Annotated in this window: 12 protein-coding genes and 1 tRNA gene; 7 read left to right on the forward strand and 6 right to left on the reverse strand. The window is 59.7% G+C overall.

Annotation, left to right across the window (positions count from 1 at the left end):
- Positions 1–118: 118 nt before the first annotated feature.
- The gene (locus tag D8780_RS01875) at positions 119–1,579 is read left to right on the forward strand and encodes an alanine/glycine:cation symporter family protein (RefSeq protein ID WP_121644116.1); all 1,461 of its coding nucleotides are present in this window, start codon (positions 119–121) and stop codon (positions 1,577–1,579) included.
- A gap of 503 nt (positions 1,580–2,082) precedes the next feature.
- Here the strand turns inward: D8780_RS01875 and ccoP are convergent.
- Genes ccoP through ccoN form a run of 4 tightly spaced genes read right to left on the reverse strand, consistent with a single transcriptional unit; the run spans position 2,083 to position 5,605 of the window.
- Positions 2,083–2,970 (reverse strand): cytochrome-c oxidase, cbb3-type subunit III, encoded by an 888-nt coding sequence (gene ccoP / locus D8780_RS01880; protein WP_121644117.1) that lies wholly within the window; start codon positions 2,968–2,970, stop codon positions 2,083–2,085.
- Between the two features lie 3 nt (positions 2,971–2,973).
- A complete protein-coding gene (locus D8780_RS01885; RefSeq protein WP_121644118.1) occupies positions 2,974–3,129 on the reverse strand; it encodes a cbb3-type cytochrome oxidase subunit 3 in 156 nt (51 codons plus the stop codon).
- Entirely contained in the window at positions 3,129–3,959 is an 831-nt protein-coding gene (ccoO, locus tag D8780_RS01890) for a cytochrome-c oxidase, cbb3-type subunit II (RefSeq protein WP_121644119.1), read from the reverse strand. Before ccoO ends, D8780_RS01885 begins: the two co-directional genes overlap by 1 nt.
- Positions 3,960–3,973: 14 nt before the next feature.
- Positions 3,974–5,605: a cytochrome-c oxidase, cbb3-type subunit I gene (gene ccoN, locus D8780_RS01895; RefSeq protein ID WP_121644120.1), complete on the reverse strand. Its 1,632-nt coding sequence runs from the start codon at positions 5,603–5,605 to the stop codon at positions 3,974–3,976.
- 169 nt (positions 5,606–5,774) lie between these two features.
- On the opposite strand from ccoN, the gene D8780_RS01900 reads away from it, so the two are divergent.
- Together D8780_RS01900 and hemN are read left to right on the forward strand one after the other, a co-directional pair.
- Entirely contained in the window at positions 5,775–6,287 is a 513-nt protein-coding gene (locus D8780_RS01900; protein ID WP_147440261.1) for a hemerythrin domain-containing protein, read from the forward strand.
- Positions 6,284–7,648, forward strand: coding sequence for an oxygen-independent coproporphyrinogen III oxidase (hemN, locus tag D8780_RS01905; protein WP_245412220.1), 1,365 nt, complete (start codon positions 6,284–6,286; stop codon positions 7,646–7,648). The genes D8780_RS01900 and hemN overlap by 4 nt, the downstream gene beginning before the upstream one ends.
- A 4-nt stretch (positions 7,649–7,652) precedes the next feature.
- On the opposite strand, the gene D8780_RS01910 is transcribed toward hemN, so the two are convergent.
- Positions 7,653–8,393 carry a Crp/Fnr family transcriptional regulator gene (locus D8780_RS01910; protein WP_121644122.1) on the reverse strand — a complete coding sequence of 247 codons (741 nt, stop codon included), beginning with the start codon at positions 8,391–8,393 and terminating at the stop codon, positions 7,653–7,655.
- 243 nt (positions 8,394–8,636) lie between these two features.
- Between D8780_RS01910 and D8780_RS01915 the strand changes: the two genes are divergently transcribed.
- A complete protein-coding gene (locus tag D8780_RS01915; protein WP_121646294.1) occupies positions 8,637–9,491 on the forward strand; it encodes a D-amino-acid transaminase in 855 nt (284 codons plus the stop codon).
- A gap of 76 nt (positions 9,492–9,567) precedes the next feature.
- Positions 9,568–11,244: an alpha-glucosidase family protein gene (locus D8780_RS01920; RefSeq protein ID WP_245412221.1), complete on the forward strand. Its 1,677-nt coding sequence runs from the start codon at positions 9,568–9,570 to the stop codon at positions 11,242–11,244.
- A 49-nt stretch (positions 11,245–11,293) separates the two neighbouring features.
- Here the strand turns inward: D8780_RS01920 and D8780_RS01925 are convergent.
- A tRNA-Thr gene (locus D8780_RS01925) sits at positions 11,294–11,369 on the reverse strand.
- 273 nt (positions 11,370–11,642) lie between these two features.
- Between D8780_RS01925 and D8780_RS01930 the strand changes: the two genes are divergently transcribed.
- Both D8780_RS01930 and D8780_RS01935 read left to right on the forward strand, forming a co-directional pair.
- Positions 11,643–15,374, forward strand: a complete 3,732-nt coding sequence (locus tag D8780_RS01930) for a putative Ig domain-containing protein (protein WP_121644123.1) — start codon at positions 11,643–11,645, stop codon at positions 15,372–15,374.
- A gap of 62 nt (positions 15,375–15,436) precedes the next feature.
- Complete coding sequence (locus D8780_RS01935) at positions 15,437–16,954, forward strand: TolC family protein (protein WP_121644124.1); 1,518 nt, start codon at positions 15,437–15,439, stop codon at positions 16,952–16,954.
- Positions 16,955–17,046: the final 92 nt, after the last annotated feature.

Genomic DNA, 17,046 nt, shown 5'->3' on the forward strand with positions numbered 1-17,046 from the left:
ATTATGGTGAGAATGTGACGGTCTCCCGAGGGGCGGGGGGAAGGGCGGCTAGGACCTCCCGCAGTCACGGGCGGATGAGGCGCCGCTCGCTTCTTCACTTTCTCGAAGGGATCGCAACATGTCGGCGATAATCGACTTTTTGAATAACATCTTCTGGGGATATATCCTCATTTACGGCCTGCTCGGGGTGGGGCTGTATTTCACTTTGCGACTGGGCTTTATCCAGTTTCGCCATTTCCCGGAATTTTTCCGCGTCATCACCGCGACGGGCCAGTCCGACAGTTCGGGCATCACGCCTCTCCAAGCCCTGACGGTCAGCCTTGCCAGCCGCGTTGGAACTGGCAATCTCGCGGGCGTTGCCGTCGCACTTTCCCTTGGCGGCCCCGGTGCGATCTTTTGGATGTGGATGGTCGCTCTGGTCGGAATGGCCACCGCTTACGCCGAATCGACGCTTGCCCAGCTCTACAAGGTTCGCAATGACGATGGCGATTATCGCGGTGGTCCGGCGTTCTACATCTCCCGAGGCCTGAAACAGGGATGGGCGGGCGCCATCTTTTCCGTCGCGCTGATCCTCTCCTTCGGCCTCATTTTCCAGGCCGTGCAGGCCAATTCCATCGCCGATGCAATGGAGGCCGGTCTCGGCATTCCGAAACTCTGGGTCGGGATCGCCGTCGCCGTGCTGGCGGGCATCGTCATCTTTGGCGGTATCCGCTCCATCGCGCGCGTCGCCGAGATTGTCGTGCCGTTCATGGCTGTCGCCTATCTTCTGGTGGCCCTCTTCGTCATTATCATGAACATTGCCGAAGTCCCGTCCGTCTTCATGCTGATCATCAGCAATGCCTTTGGGCTTGAAGAAGCCGCTGGCGGCGTAACAGGCGGGCTGGCGGCCGCCATGCTGAACGGCGTCAAGCGCGGCCTCTTCTCCAACGAGGCAGGCATGGGCTCTGCACCCAACATCGCGGCGGTTGCAACGCCGGTCCCGCATCACCCCTCTTCACAGGGGCTGGTTCAGGGGCTCGGCGTTTTCATCGATACCCTGCTGATCTGCACGGCTACCGCCTTCATGATCCTGCTGTCGGGCGTCTACGAACCCGGCGGCACGACGGGAACGGAGCTGACCCAGATGGCGCTTGCCGACCATATCGGCGTGGCAGGGACCTATTTCGTGGCGATCGCGATCTTCTTCTTCGCCTTCACCTCGATTATCGGTAACTACTCTTATGCCGAGAACGCCTTGACCTTCCTCGGCCTCGCCAATCGCGGCGGGCTGTTCATCATGCGCCTGGCTGCCGTCGGCATGGTGATCTGGGGCTCGGTTCAGGCCGTCTCCACGGTCTTCAACTTCGCGGACGCTTCCATGGGCTTGATGGCGACCATCAACCTGATCGCCATTCTGGCCTTGTCCGGCACCGTCGTGAAGTTGACCAAGGACTACTTCGCACAGCGGTCCAGAGGCATCGAGCCGCTCTTCGACAATGACGATTATCCGGAGTTGCAGGGCAAGATCGACGGTCGCATCTGGACACGTCACGGCCGAAGCGAGGTTTTGGCGAGCGAACGACCGGAGGCTGGCGAGTAACACGCCGGCCAAAAGGCCTATAACTGGCGAAAGAAGGGGCGCCTTGGGCGCCCCTTTTTGTTTGTCAGACAGACGCCTCTTTCAGAGAGCCGGCCTGCCGTTCTTACACTTCCTCGTTTTACCGGAAAGATCGAGGAGGGGCCGCGGTCCGGACCCCGGACCGGCGCCTGCGCTCGAGCCCGCCGGCATGAAGGCATTCGACCCATGTCGTGGTGGTCCCAAGGCAGGTCCAGGTATGTTCTGCGTGTAGCCGCGAGAGCGCGGCGTGCCACCGCTCTGCCTTGGCGTCCATGGAGCTCAGGTTCTCACCGCTCTGCCTCGGCAGCACTGAAAGAAACGCGGAGAGGATGGAAGCACAGCAAAAGTGAGATGGGATGACCCGCGTAAAGATGCCGCCTTGAAAGCGGCTCCAGTGCACGAAAAAGGGGCGCCTTTCGGCGCCCCTTTCTGGGTTTTCGGTCAGGCTACCTCTTTTGAAGAGCGCCTACCTCGCGATTGCGTTCTTATTCGCCGCCGCCGAGCGAGTGGACATAGACAGCAAGCTGCTTGACCGTCACATCGCCCAGACGGTTGCCCCAGGCGGGCATGACGCCCTGCTTCGGTGCGCGAATCTGAGCCATGATCTCTTCCTGGCTGCCGCCGTAGAGCCAGATGGAGTCGTTGAGTGCCGGAGCGCCCAGATCATCCATGCCTTCACCCTGCTCGCCATGGCAGACGGCGCAGTTGTCGGTGAAGATCGTTTCGCCCCGTTCGGCTCCTTCTTCGTCGGATTCCTGCCCGCTGAGTTTGCGCACATACCAGGCGACGTCACGGATATCCTCGTTCTCGAGAATGCCGTCGCCGAAGGCGGGCATGTCCGAGATGCGGGTGTCGTCATCCTGCTCGTAGCGAATGCCGTGCTGCAGCGTGGTGTGGATGGCGTCCAGAGTACCACCCCAGAGCCAGACGTCGTCGTTCAGGTTGGGATAACCTTCGCCGCCTTCGGCACCGGAGCCGTGACACTGCACGCAGTTCACCTTGAATGCGGCCCGACCGGCCGAAATCGCAAACGGACGCAGCTGCTCGTCACCGGCGATCTCTTCGACGGAGCGATCGGCGATGGCTGCAAGGCGATCGGCATTGGCGTCATTCTGCGCTTCCATGGCAACGGAGAGTTGCTCGCGCGACGACCAGCCGAGGACACCCTCGGTTGCGGAATTGACCAGCGGCCATGCCGGATAAAGGATCGTGTAGATGATCGCGAAGACGATCGTCCCATAGAAGGTCCAAAGCCACCAGCGCGGCATTGGCGTGTTCAGTTCCTTGATCCCGTCCCATTCGTGACCGGTGGTTTCGGTGCCGCTGACTTCGTCGATCTCGCGGCCATGATGATCCCTGTTCTCGGTACTCATCGTTCAGTCCTCTCTGAAGGGTATCTGCGCCGCGTCCTGCGCCTTCGACCGGGCACCCGGCAAAAGCACCATAATGACGGCAGTCAGAAAGAAGGCCAGCATGGCGAGCAGGCCCCAGCTATCGGCGAAGTGCCGCAACTCGTTATAGGAGAAGTCCATCAGCCGGCCTCCCCGTTTTCGATTGCGGCCGCCTGCTGCGGGGTCTCCGTGGAGAAGTCGACGAGCGTGCCGAGCATCTGGAGGTAGGCGATAAGGGCGTCCATCTCCGTCAGACGTGTCGGATCGCCATCGAAATCGCCGGTCACGGCCTTGGGGTACCGTTCGGTCAGACCCGACCAGTCGGCATCCGGATCGGCCTGCGCCTTCAGGTCGGCCATGGCGTTCTCGACCATCGCGTCGTCATAGGGAACGCCCACGCGACGATTGGCGACGAGGTGCGCCGCCGGATCCTCAACGACCAGATCCTCGTTACCAAGGAACGAGTAGGAGGGCATGATGCTCTCCGGCACCACATTGCGCGGTTCGTTCAGGTGTTCGACATGCCACGCATTGGAGTAGCGACCGCCCACACGAGCCAGATCCGGGCCGGTACGCTTGGAGCCCCACTGGAAGGGGTGGTCGTACATGCTCTCGGCAGCCAGGCTGTAGTGGCCGTAACGCTCAACCTCGTCACGGAATGGCCGGATCATCTGGCTGTGGCAGACGTAGCAGCCTTCGCGGATGTAGATGTTCCGTCCGGCCAGTTCGAGCGGCGAGTAGGGGCGCACGCCCTCCACTTCCTCGATCGTGTTTTCCAGCCAGAAAAGCGGAGCAATCTCCACGATACCGCCAATGGTCACCACGACCAGCGACAGACCGAGCAGAAGCGAGACGTTTCGTTCGATCTTGCCGTGATTGGCAAGCAGGCCCCGTGCAACAGGGTCGGCCTTCGCTTCCGGCAGCGCTCCGTCGAGCGCCACCTTTTCTTTCTTCGGATGTTTATCGGTCATTTTTCAGATCCTCATCATTCCGCAGCGGTTGTAGCGCCGTCGATGGCACTACGGCCCATCGGCACTTCGTCGCGGAGCCGACCACGAATGGTCTGGTAGAGATTGAAGGCCATGATCAGCGCACCGCTGAGGAACAGCAGGCCGGCGAATGCACGGGCGACATAGTATGGATGAAGTGCCTGAACCGATTCCACGAAGGAGTAGGCCAGGAAGCCGTCAGGCCCCACTTCACGCCACATCAGGCCCTGCATGATACCGGAGACCCACATCACGGCTGCGTAGATGACGATACCGATCGTGGCGAGCCAGAAATGCCAGTTCACGAGGCGGACCGAGTAAAGCCGCGTACGGCCCCACAGCTTCGGCGTCAGGTAGTAGAGAGCACCGAAGGTGACCAGGCCGTTCCAGCCGAGCGCACCGGAGTGGACGTGACCGATGGTCCAGTCGGTGTAGTGCGACAGACCGTTGACGCTCTTGATGGAGAGCATCGGACCTTCGAAGGTCGACATGCCGTAGAACGCCACGCTCATGGCCATCATACGGAGGATCGGATCGGTCCGCAGCTTGTCCCATGCACCCGACAGGGTCATCAGGCCGTTGATCATGCCACCCCAACTCGGCATCCACAGCATCACCGAGAACACCATGCCCAGCGTCTGCGCCCAGTCGGGCAGCGCGGTATAGTGGAGGTGGTGAGGACCTGCCCAGATGTAGAGGAAGATCAGGCTCCAGAAGTGGATGATCGACAGGCGGTAGGAGTAGACGGGACGATTGGCCTGCTTCGGAATGAAGTAATACATCATGCCGAGGAAGCCGGCCGTCAGGAAGAAGCCCACGGCGTTATGGCCGTACCACCACTGCGTCAGTGCGTCTTGAACACCCGAGAAGGCACTGTAGCTCTTGGCACCGAGGAAGCTCACCGGCATCGTCAGGCCGTTGACGACATGAAGCATCGCGACGGTGACAATGAAGGAGAGGTAGAACCAGTTGGCCACGTAGATGTGCGGTTCTTTACGCTTCACCAGCGTACCGACGAAGACGACCAGATAGGCGACCCAGACGATGGTTAGCCACAGATCGACGTACCATTCCGGTTCTGCATATTCCTTGCCCTGCGTGATGCCGAGCAGATAGCCGGTCGCGGCCATGACGATGAAGAGCTGGTAGCCCCAGAACACGAACCAGGGGAGGGCGCCGCCGAAAAGCGAAGCCCGGGTGGTCCGCTGCACCACGTAGAAGCTCGTTGTCAGCAGCGCGGAGCCGCCGAATGCGAAGATCACGGCGGAGGTGTGGAGAGGGCGCATCCGACCGAAATTGAACCAGGGTTCAATATTCAGATCCGGAAAGGCCAGCTGGAGCGCCACGACGACACCGACCAGAAAGCCGATCACTCCCCAGAACGACGTAGCAATCACGCCGTAACGGACGATCGCGTCATTATAGACGGCGTCTGCACCCGTCTTGAGCGGGATCGCCTTCTCCTTGGAAAAGTCGATACGCCGCAACAAAAACCAGGATGCAATGGCAAGAACACCAAAAAGCACCCAGGCGTGTGTTCGCATTCCCTCATCGGCTGCTAGGCCGGCCAAGGCAAGCGCAAGCACTGCCGCCACGCCTACCAGAAAGGCTTCCACCTGATTGCGCATTATGCGCACTCCTTCTTTATGCTTATCCCCACACAGGATTGGCTTTTAACCCACCCTGTCAGAATGGACGGGTATGCCTCTTCTGTCTCAAGGGCCTTGATCTGAATCAAGGAGAAATGGCGGCTATTCATGAAAACTGGCTTAAACATCCAGACGAGGGAGTTGGGCCGTGAGAAAGCCGATTGAGGGGGAGGTGTCGTTTGCCGTTGTGGCCCCGTCTGTCTTGTCGACACCGGATACGTCCAATCTGAATGTTGTCGCCGACAGCATGATGCAGCAGATCCGAATGCTCGAACTGCTTTGCGATAATCTCGAAGCGGTGGCTGACGAACTGGCAGGAGAACCCGATCGCCAGGTCTGTCTCCATATTGCTCGCGCGCTGCCGGCGGCGATTGCCGAGGCGCACCGTTTCGAAGAAAGACATGTCTTTCCGCTTTGGCGTCAGATATCGCAGGAGAGTGATGCCACTCTGTCGCGTCTCTGGTTAGAGCACGTGGCGGATGAATCCTATGCCGACGAACTGGCAGAGGCACTGCGCGACCACATCGCCGGGCGCGGCAGGCTCGACGCCGAAGCCCTTGGCTACATGCTGCGCGGCTTCTTCGAGGGGATGCGCCGTCATCTCGCTTTTGACCGGGAACATGTCGTGCCCATGCTACGGCGCGCTACAAGAGCTGTATGATGAAAAGAGATATCGACAAACTGCTCGCCATTCATGGCGCCACAACGCCACGCTATACGAGCTATCCGACCGCGCCCCATTTCGGTGCCGACGTCGGACCGTCACTGGTTCCGGAGCTGATTTCCGCCTGCGGCCATCACAACCAGACATCCGTCTATCTGCATATTCCGTATTGTGACCGGCTTTGCTGGTTTTGCGGCTGTCACACGAAGCAGACGAAGCGGTACGAACCGGTGCAGGCCTATGTCGAAACGCTCGTTCAGGAGATCGAGGCGTTTGGCGAGCGGGCGGGCTTTCGGCCTGTCATGTCAGCCCTGCATCTTGGGGGAGGCTCGCCCAGCCTGCTCAAGAGCGAGGATATGGCCCGCATCGGCGAGGTTGTTCGCCGCGTCTTCGATGTGCGTGACGATGCCGAAATTGCTTTGGAGATCGACCCGTCCGATGTGACCGACGATACGCTGGACGGTCTGGTGGCGCTTGGCCTGACGCGTGCATCCATCGGCGTGCAGGACTTCGATCCGGATGTGCAGACTGCGATCAACAGGCCGCAGACATATGAAACCACGGCGGCGGTCGCCGATGCCGTTCGTAAACGGACGGGCTGCACACTCAATATCGATGCGCTCTACGGCCTGCCCCGTCAGACCTCGGAGCGCTTGGAACGTACCATCGAGCAGGTGATTTCACTGTCGCCAGATCGTGTCGCGCTCTTCGGTTATGCGCATGTTCCATGGGCGAAAACACACCAGCGGATGATCGCCGATTCCGATCTGCCCGGCCGCCATGAGCGCCTGTCGCAGGCTGCCATGGCAGCCGATCAGCTTCGCGCCGCCGGATATGAGACGATCGGCTTCGATCATTTCGCCAAGCCGGAGGACAGCCTGGCCGTCGCTGCTCGAACCGGACAGCTTCAGCGAAACTTCCAGGGCTACACCGCCGATGCGGCTCCCGTTCTCATCGGCTTCGGTGCTTCCGCCATTTCGCAATATCCGGGCGGCTACATCCAGAACATCGTCCCGACGAACAATTACCGCACGGCCGTTGCCAATGGCGAGCCGACCGCCGCGCGGGGATACGCCCTGACGGAAGATGACAGGATGCGGGCTTTCGCGATCGCCCGGCTTCTCTGCGATTTCCGCCTCGATTTCACGGCATTGGCGGAGCAATTCGGCTCATCGGTCTGGCCGGTGGCCGAGCGGGTCAAGCAGTGCGTTGCCGATGACGGCTTCGCGCTCGCTTCAATAGAAGGATGGGTCCTGACCATACCGGATGATGCCCGCTCTTTCGCGCGGATCGTCGCATCCTGGCTGGATGCTTACAGGACCGAGGGCGAAACTGCGCGTTATTCGCAAGCGGTCTGACCGACTAGAACGAATCCGATGCCGAGGCGCGTCGAAGCGCAGCAATAGAGGGCACGATCACAATTCGCGTGCCCTCAAGCTCGATAATGCCCGATTTTCGCAGCTTGGTGATCTGGCGGCTGACCGTTTCGATTGTCAGCCCCAGAAAATCGGCGATATCCGCTCGCTTCAGGGGCAGTTCGAAGCGCATTGGGGCCGTGTCGAGCGAACGTTCCGGGTCGATATGGGTGGCAATGAGATAGAGGAAGCTGGCGACCTTTTCGGTCGCCGTCTTGCGCCCCAGCGTGAGGATCCATTCGCGCGCCTCGTCCAGTTCCTTCAGCGCCTGCTCGTGGAGCTTGTGCTCCAGTTCCGGTGCTTCGTTCACCAGTTCTTCAAGGGTGCTTTTCGGGAAAGCGCAAACCCGGACCTCAGTGGCCGCTTCGGCGGAAATGTCGCTCGAAGCCCTGAAGGGCCGGCCGAGAAAATCGGGCGCGAACTGCAGTCCCACAATCTGCTGGCGTCCATCGGCCATCAGCCGGGTCAGCTTCACCACGCCGGAGAGAATATTCGAATAATGGCTGATCTCGCCACCGGCCGGCACCATCTCCTCGTCAGGAGAGTAGATGTGTTTATTCGTTGTTTGGGAGAGCTTGGTCAGTTGCGCGGGGGTCAGCGTTCCACAGACGCCGTGATGGCGCGCTTCGCAGGCGACACAGACCTGCGGGATGTTCGAATTGTGGATATCGACTCGTTTGTTGCTCATCGAATGCCCCTATCGCACCCTTGCCTTTAGCGGCTGGCTTGCTTCGTTACGACCAGCGCGGCAGATATAGCCACCATGCAGCCTGCTTCGTCGACCACGAAAAATGTCGCAAATGGGCAATGCGTTGATATAAAAGGAAAATAATCTTCCGTAGATTGCCCCATGGTTCAACTCCTAACATCAGGGACGGTAATCTTGGAAGGTCTCAATCACGATTCATTCTGCAGTGCGGAAAGCGAAACCATGCAAACGGTATATGTGAACGGCGATTACCTGCCAAAAGACGAGGCCAAGATTTCTGTCTTTGATCGGGCGTTTCTCTTCGCGGATGCCGTCTACGAGGTGACATCGGTGATCGGCGGCAAGCTTGTCGATTTTGCCGGCCATATGGCCCGCCTTCATCGCTCTCTTGGAGAGCTCGACATTGAACCGCCCGTGTCCGACGACGAAATGCTCGATATTCATCGCCGGCTCGTGGCCGAGAACGCGATCGAGGAAGGTATGATCTACCTGCAGGTCACGCGCGGCACGGCCGACCGGGACTTTCTCTTCCCCGAAAAGGACGTGCGGCCCAATCTCGTGCTTTTCGCGCAGGCGAAATCGTTGATCGACAATCCGTTTGTCGAGCGTGGCCAGAAGATCGTCTCGATGGAGGACCTTCGCTGGCGCCGTTGCGATATCAAGACCACACAGCTTCTCTATGCCTCTTGGGCGAAAAGTCTCGCTCACGCCGACGGCGCGGACGATGCATGGCTCGTCCGGGACGGCTTCATAACCGAAGGCACATCCAACAATGCCTATATCGTCAAGGAGGACGGGACGATCGTCACCCGTCAGCTCTCGGAGGACGTGCTCTCCGGTATTACCCGGAGCGCGGTTCTGGAATGCGCCCGGCAATTGCAGATGAAAGTGGAGGAGCGCCCCTTCACGGTCGAAGAGGCGAAGGCCGCCGCCGAGGCGTTTTCAACCTCGGCAAGCAGTTTCGTGAATCCCGTCGTCGAAATTGACGGGTCGACCATAGGCAACGGAGCTCCGGGGCCGGTGGCACGCCGGTTGCGCGAGATATATCTGGAAAAAAGCCGCGCAGCGGCGATTTAGAAGGCCGCGCCGGGTGGACCCTCGGCACAATCGCGCCAGTCTTTGTGTCATCCCAATCACTGGATGAGGCAAACGGATGAGTCTTGAATCGATGGCCGATGCTCACATGGCAGGCCCCGTCATGGTGCGCGACCCGGACTGGTGGCGTGGGGCGGTGATCTATCAGATCTATCCGCGCTCATTTCAGGACAGCAATGGAGATGGCATCGGCGATCTGGCCGGAATCACGCAGAGATTGCCCTATGTGGCCTCACTCGGCGTCGATGCAATCTGGATTTCGCCCTTCTTTCCGTCGCCCATGGACGATTTCGGCTATGACATCGCTCACTATACGGATGTCGATCCCATGTTCGGCACCTTGTCGGATTTCGACCGTCTCGTGCAACGGGCCCATGAACTCGGCCTGAAGGTGATTATCGATCAGGTGATTTCGCATTCGTCGGATCGGCACCCTTGGTTCATGGAGAGCCGCTCGGGCCGCGATGGCGCCAAGGCCGACTGGTATGTCTGGGCCGACCCGAAGGAGGATGGCAGCCCGCCCAACAACTGGCTTTCCATTTTTGGCGGCACGGCCTGGGAGTGGGATGCGACCCGCTGCCAGTATTACCTCCATAATTTTCTGACCAGCCAGCCCGACCTGAACTTCCATAATCCGGAAGTGCAGGAGGCGCTTCTCGGCACCGTCCGCTTCTGGCTCGAGAGGGGAGTGGACGGCGTCCGCCTCGACACCATCAATTTCTACTTTCACTCCGCCGGCCTGGAGAACAATCCGGCTCTGCCGCCGGAGGACCGCAACGAAATCACGGCGCCCGGCGTCAATCCGTACAACTATCAGAACCATATCTACGACAAGAGCCGGCCTGAAAATCTGGAGTTTCTGGCCCGCTTCCGCGCCCTGCTGGAAGAATTCGACGACCGTGCGGCCCTTGGTGAGGTCAGCGACGCGCTGCGCGGGCTCGAGATCGTCGGACAATACACATCCGGCACGAATGGAATCCATATGTGCTATTCGTTCGAATTCCTGGCGCCGGGTCCCCTGACGCCGCGTGGTGTTCGCGGGACCGTCGAAGAGGTTCTTGCAGCGGCGCCCGACGGCTGGTCGTGCTGGGCCTTCTCCAACCACGACGTGGCACGCCACGCCTCGCGCTATTGCGACGCGGTCTTCGAGGACCGAGCAGCTTTTCTACGGGTGCTCGCCACGATCCTGCTGACCTTGCGCGGCTCGATCAGCCTTTATCAGGGCGAGGAACTCGGCTTCGACGAGGCGGAAGTGCCCTATGAGGACCTGCAGGATCCCTATGGGATCCGTTTCTGGCCGGCCTTCAAGGGCAGGGACGGCTCGCGGACGCCGATGATATGGTCCCACCATGCTCCGCATGGCGGCTTTTCCTCGTCGAAACCCTGGTTGCCGGTGGCCAACAGTCATCTCGATCTGGCGGTGACACTTCAGGAAGAGGACAGCAATTCTCTTCTTCATTTCTACCGGACCCTGATGGCGTTCCGGCGGACCCATCCGTCCTTGGCGAAAGGCTCGATCACGTTTCACCAGGCCGATGATCAGGTGTTGAGCTACGAGCGTGCGATCGACGAGGAGACGATCCTTGTCGCGGTCAATATGAGCGGGACCGAAGCGACCATGGATCGTCCCGACGGCAATTGGCGACCTCTGTCGCTCAAACCGGACGAAGAGCCGCTGGAGACCGATGGCGAGACCCTGCCACCTTACGGCATCTATATCGCCGAGCGAATCTGACCCGGTCGCGGCCGGTTCGTCTTTTCAGACCATGATCTCTCGGGGGAGGTGGTGCCGCCTGCGTGACTCGAACACGCGACCCCATCATTACGAATGATGTGCTCTACCAACTGAGCTAAGGCGGCTCTCCTGCACGGCGCTTCGCGCGCCTTCGGATGTGCGGCGTGATAGCCGCATGTCTTTTGAGTTTCAAGCGCCAAATTGCATTTGCCCAGACTCGGCAACACAGCATGACAATGCCGGGCCGTATACAACCAAAAGAGGTATTTATAAAGAATACAACTTAAATACGATTTATTAAGCCGGTCACTTTACCCTTTCCTCCAAGTGCAATGCGCGAAGGGGACTAGCTGGTGCGATGGACAAGCCGGTATCGGCCAAAGAAATCTGAACGACAGGTGATCGAGCCGTCGTGCAACGGCGCGTTGGCTCTTGAGCCAAGAATCCTGCTCGACGCTGCTGCCGTCGAAACCGCGGAAGCGGTACAGCAATCGGTGTCGGCGGATACGGTCGCCAGCCAGAGCGACGATCAGGCGCTTCTTGCATCGCTGAACGCGTCGGTTCTTACCGCGTCGCCGAGTCAGCCGGAGCTGACCGCCGACGCAGATGGTAGCAGCACGGATCAAAATGGCGCGTATCTCACCCGCTATACGGAAAATGGCGAGCCGGTCTCGGTTGTCGACAGCGATGTCGCGATTACCGGCGACGAGAAGATCGCGCACATAATCGTGACGCTGGCCAATGCCTTTCCCACGGATGTGCTGGAGGTTTCGATACCTGACGAATTGGGCGTCGGCGCCTACCAGACGACCACCGGGGGGACGATCTCCCTCTTCCTGTCGGGCGATGCCTCGGCGGATCAATGGGAAGAGGCGCTTCAGCACATCCGCTTCAGAGCGGGCACGGAAAATCCGGATGCAACACCGCGCATCGTCACCATCGACATGCAGGATGAGAGCGGCGCCTATGCCGAGACGGTCACCACGATCATTGATGTCATCCCCGTCGAGGATAAACCGGTGGTCGACCTTGATCCTCTCGACCGGACGCGGATCGGCATCGATCATTTTACCACCTATGTCGAGAACGGCGACAGCGTCTCTATCGGGCATGATGCGGACGGCGTTAGCGTGGTGGATGTCGATGATGAGACCATTGCCAGTCTCCGCGTCACCATAGCCAATGCCGCCGAGGGGGATGCCCTCATCTACCCGAGTGGCCTGCCGGCCGCGCTGACACTCGATCCCGTTTCGACCGATACCACGATCGTGCTGACCGGTCTTGCCTCCAGATCGGTCTATCAGGATGCCATCGAGGCCATCCGGTTTCTCAATTCGAGCGAGAACCCGGACACGACACTTCGTGAAATACGGGTCCAGGTCAATGATGGACAGGCCGACTCTCCGGTCGCCAAGACCTATGTGGCGGTCGAAGCACGCAATGACCCGCCCGTTCTGGTCGGTCGGGCCGAAGATCAAACGGCGGTCGATGCGCAGGCAATGGGAACGATCACCGTTACACCTGTCTTCTTCGATGCCGATGGAGAAGCGTTGACTTATTCGCTGGGGCCCGGCGCGCCATCCTGGCTCGGCATAGATCCATCGACGGGAACAGTGGCCAATATCGCGCCGCTCCCGGTGGATGCCAGCCAGCACACCAACCATGCCGGCAACCCGGCCGGAACCTATTCCGTCACGGTCATTGCGACCGATGGCGCAGGTGAGAGTGCAGCCGACACGTTCGACATCGTCGTGAGCAACCCAGAGCCCACGGCCGAGAATGATCGCTTCACCATCGACGAGGATGTTCCTGAACTGCTGGGTAATGTCATGGCTGATAATGGTGAGGGGAGGGATTTGGACCCTGATGGCGATCCTATTGCGGTCATCGCCGTTGGCGGCGAAGAAGACAATGTCGGAGCGCCCCTCGCCGGTAGCAATGGAGGCCTCTTCGTGATCCGGTCGGACGGAGGTTTCACCTTCTCGGAGAATGGGGACTTTCAGTCTCTCGCCGAAGGCGAAAGCGTTACGAGCTGGGTCAGCTACCGTATAAGGGACGCGGATGGTGCGAGTAGCGCGGCTCTCGTCGAGGTGACCGTCACCGGCCGGAATGATGGGCCGACTTCAACGGCTGATATCGTCGACAGGGTCGGATGGGATGGCGAAACCGTTCCGCCGATCGATCTGTCATCATTCTTCACCGATATCGACCATAATGACAGTCTGACATTTTCAGCCGCCGGGTTGCCGGAGGGTCTTTCGTTCGATCCATCAAGCGGTGTCCTATCAGGCGTTCTGGCGGCGGATGCCTCTCAGAAGGGCAATGCGGGTCTGTCGACCGATGGGCTCTATAGCGTGGAGATCACGGCACACGATGCAGCTGGCGCCGCAGTCAGTCAGACCTTTCTCTATCGTGTAGGCAATCCCGATCCGGTCGCGACCGATGATATGATGACGGTCACCGATCAGGGGCAAGGTTCGATCAACCTGATCCACGATGATACGGGCAGGGGGGGCGATACCGATCCGGATGGGGATGCGCCTCTTACAGTGATCGCCATCGACGGCGATCATGGACGGGTCGGGCAAAGTTTTGCCGGCTCCAATGGTGGTGTTTTCACGGTTCAGTCCGACGGAACGCTGACTTTCGATACCAATGGCGAGTTCATCGCCTTGCCGAAGGGCCGGAGCGCGACCACTGCACTGACCTATACGTTGAGCGACGGGCAGGGCGGTGAAAGCACGGCGACGGTCACGATTGTCGTGATCGGTGAAAACCAGCCGCCGCAGCCAATTGATCCTGACGGCAAAACGCCCTCCGATCCGGCGGCCTATATTCCCGTACAGTCATCGCTCGACGGCGAGACCATCACGCCTCTCGATCTCACGCCATTTGCGACTGATCCGGATCGCGGAGATACGCTGACCTTCACGATCGACGAGACCGCTCTTCCAAGCGGACTGCATTTCGACGGAACGATAATCACGGGAACGCTGAGCGCCGACGCAAGCCAGCTCGGCACGGATCCGGGAAGCCCAGGTATCTACAAGATCCCTCTTACGGTCACAGACAGCCACGGCGCGTCATTTTCGACATGGATTACCTATGACGTGCGCAACGTCCCCCCGATCGCGCTCGACAACGCGTCCTCAGGCGATTTCGGCGATATTCAGACGGGCAACGTCATTCGCGATGCGGATGGTCCCGATCATGATGGCGCGCCGGATAATGATCCAGTCTTTGTGACCCGCCTGTTGCCTGTCGATCCGAAAACCGGCGCGGTTCTGAACAATCCTGCGTCCGGTCAACCCTTTCAAGCGGTGGATTTGCCTGCCCGGGGAGCGGCCTTTCTGAGCCTCCCCTACGGACAGTTGCAGATGACATCCGATGGGGCCTGGTCCTTCGCGCCCGGCGACCTGGCGGCGGCCATTCCCTCCGGAGAGGCGGTTATCATCGCCTTTCAGTATCAGTTGTCCGACGGCCAGGGCGGCTTCGATGAAGCGGTTCTGCGTCTCGTAATAGAAGGCGAAAAGGAGGATGGAATCGCGAAGCCGCCTGAGGACCCGGACGAGCCAGAGGACGAGGCCGAAAGGCTGCTCGGCCTGTCTGGCATCAGAACACTTGGCATTCTCGACGTTGTCGATGGCAATCGCGTGTTCAGCGAGGCGCTGCTGCAGCGTCAGGCGGAACTGGTAGCCGAGGGCGATGCCCTTTATCGGGGCGCCCAGATTGAGCTTGCTACCAGTGATGGAGACGGAAAAATCACCGTCCGCTCGGTGGTCTGGAAGGACCGCGTCTATGTGGAACTACTTGGCCCGGTCGATACGTGGAGCGTCAGCGATGCCTCCGGCGGCGACGCGCCCGAATGGATTCGCCAGTCCGACGCCAATTTCATCGAAATAGCGGCTGGCCGGCCGAATGGCGTAAACGAGGTCGTTATCGGCGCTACCCTGCGTGACGGCCGGATGCTCAATCTGCCGCTGAAGATCGATCAGACATCCGGCGTCATGACGGCGGGACGTTTATCCGAGACGCCCCTGATCGACCGGCCCGTCGGAGATCAGCTGGATCATATGAGGGAAAGCGGCGCGATCGAGGAAAGCCGGCTTCTGAAAGCACTGTCGGACTGACCATCAAACCCTTTCTGGGCAGCATTTAGTGCGTCCAGTTATGCAATCTGGAGTTGTGTATCATGCGTATTTCCCGCTATAGCCCATTGAACCGCGCGAAGGGCGGACTTTCGGCTGCTGCCCTCACAATTGCGCTGGCCGGCTGTTCTGTCACAACCGAGCCGCTATCCTTCCTGCAGATCGAACAGGCTGCCAACCAAAGTCTCGCGGCGCTCGACCTCGAGCAGGAACCTGTGACGGGGCCAATCGGCCTCTACGAGGCAATGGCGCGTGCGCTCAAATACAATCTCGACCATCGGGTCGAGATGATGCGCATTGCATTGGCCCAGAAGGAACTGGCTTCCGCCACCACGGATATGTTGCCAAAGCTTTTGGCAAGTGCGGGTTACGATACGCGCAGCAATGAGGGAGCGTCGTACTCGCGATCGATCTTTAGCGATACGCTTGCCGCCGAACCAACGACAAGCACCGAAAAATCCAACATCTCGGCCGATCTGAAATTCAGCTACAATATCCTCGACTTCGGTCTTTCCTACATTCGCGCAAAGCAAGCGGCTGACAAGGCGTTGATTGCGGAAGAGTTGCGCCGGCGAGTGATGGTGCGGATCATCGAGGAAGTCCGTACCGCCTATTGGAAGACACTCTCAGCCGATCAGCTGCTGGACGGGTTTAGCAAGCTGGAAAAGAGGGTCGAGCAGACGCTGTCCGATAATCGTCGCCTTCGAGAGAGTGGCCAGACATCGCCACTCGCCACACTGACCTATGAACGAGAACTCGTCGATATACGACGGGAGATCGGCGTACTGGAGCGCCAGCTCAAGACAGCCAAATACGAGCTGGCCGGCCTGATGGGAATGAAGCCGGGAACCGCTTTCAGCATCAGGCAGCCTGCTCGCACCATCGTCGACCTCGATACGCAACTCGTGGCGATGGATGAACTTGTGCGTATTGCAATGACCAACAGGTCCGAATTCCGCGAGATTCTCTATCGTGAACGGATCAACGAGGCTGAAGGGGATGCCGTTCTGCTTGAGGCGCTTCCGACAGCGTCGCTGACAGCCGGGTTCGCCTATGACAGCAACGATCTGCTCTATAATTCCAACTGGGCGTTGCTCAGCACGAGGATCGGCTGGAATGCCATGAAGGTCTTTCACTATCCGGCGCGCCGCAAGGCCGTCGAAGCGGACGAGGCGCTTCTTGAGGCGCAGGAGAAGGCCCTGACCATGGCGATCGTGACCCAGGTCTATGTTGCCCGTGCGCGCTACGCCCATTTGCGGCGGGAAACGATGGATACGGCGGAATTTCTGGATATTCAGCAGCGCATCCTTCGCCAGACACAGGCAGGCATCGCCGCTTCCACGGAATCGCAGCAAACGCTGATCCGTGAGGAGATGAACACTCTGGTCGCTTCCAGCCGGTTCGATACAGCATATGCCGATCTGCAGACCGCTTTCGCCAATGTCTATGCGGCTCTTGGCCTCGATCCGTGGCGCGAAGCCGTCTCTCTGGATGCCAGCGTCGATGAAATAGCGGCTGCTCTCCGTCTTGCCTGGCGCGAAAGAGGCGATCTGGACGGCTAAACCCCTTGGATGAAGGCCGTTTCGGGCGGCCTCGGGCTTGTCTATCTTGTCTCCACCAGCGAATATTACAAAGACGCTTATGGTTGGAGGAC

It is taken from the genome of Notoacmeibacter ruber, assembly GCF_003668555.1.
In the GTDB taxonomy this organism is placed as follows: domain Bacteria; phylum Pseudomonadota; class Alphaproteobacteria; order Rhizobiales; family Rhizobiaceae; genus Notoacmeibacter; species Notoacmeibacter ruber.